This window comes from Flavobacterium sp. GW821-FHT11G01, assembly GCF_058808175.1.
Genome location: NZ_JBXARK010000029.1, coordinates 1 through 917 on the forward strand (window position 1 = coordinate 1; position 917 = coordinate 917).

Here is a 917-nt window from a genome sequence, read left to right on the forward strand (position 1 = left end):
AAGATCAACAAGCCGGATGATTTGGCTTATGTGATCTACACCTCTGGAACTACAGGTAATCCAAAGGGAGTGATGGTAGAGCACAGAAATGTCGTTCGATTATTGATTACTGATCAATCGTTATTTGATTTTAACTCAAATGATGTTTGGAGTATGTTCCATTCTTATTGTTTTGATTTCTCCGTATGGGAAATGTATGGTGCATTATTAAACGGAGGTAAATTAATAATTGTTCCATTACTTACAGCAAAGGATCCTACAGCATTTCTTTCTTTATTAAATAAGGAAAAAGTCACAATATTAAATCAAACTCCTTCAAATTTTTATAATATATCTAGTGAAGATTTAAAAGGAATCTCAGCAGATCTTGATTTACGTTATGTAATATTTGGCGGGGAGGCCTTAAGTCCTGGAAAGCTGGCAGATTGGAGTGAAAAATATCCTAAGGTAAAACTTGTAAACATGTACGGAATTACAGAAACAACGGTGCATGTTACCTACAAGGAAATTACAAATTTAGAGATGGACAATAACGTAAGTAATATTGGTAGACCAATACCTACCTTAAGTTGTTATGTTTTTGACGAAAACCAAAATCTATCCCCTATTGGAGTAGCAGGTGAGCTTTTTGTTGGAGGTGAAGGAGTTGCCAGAGGTTATCTGAACAGGGATGATTTAACACTTGAGAGATTTATAAATAACCCATTTAAGAAAGGTGAACGATTATATCGTTCGGGAGATAAAGTAAAGATCTTAGGAAATGGTGAATTAGAGTATCTAGGCAGGAAGGATGACCAGGTTAAGATTAGAGGTTTTCGAATCGAGCTTGGAGAGATTGAAAGTGCTGTTTTGGAATATTCATCATCAGTAAAACAGGTTGTTGTAGCAGTTAAGGCTAGCGGGGATGACAAGGTGCT

General features: G+C 35.9%; 1 protein-coding gene. It reads left to right on the plus strand.

The genetic code is table 11. The annotated features are described in order from the left end of the window. Positions 1–917, plus strand: a 917-nt coding sequence (locus AC1RRN_RS21430; protein WP_492969254.1) for an amino acid adenylation domain-containing protein, incomplete at both ends; no start/stop codon positions are given.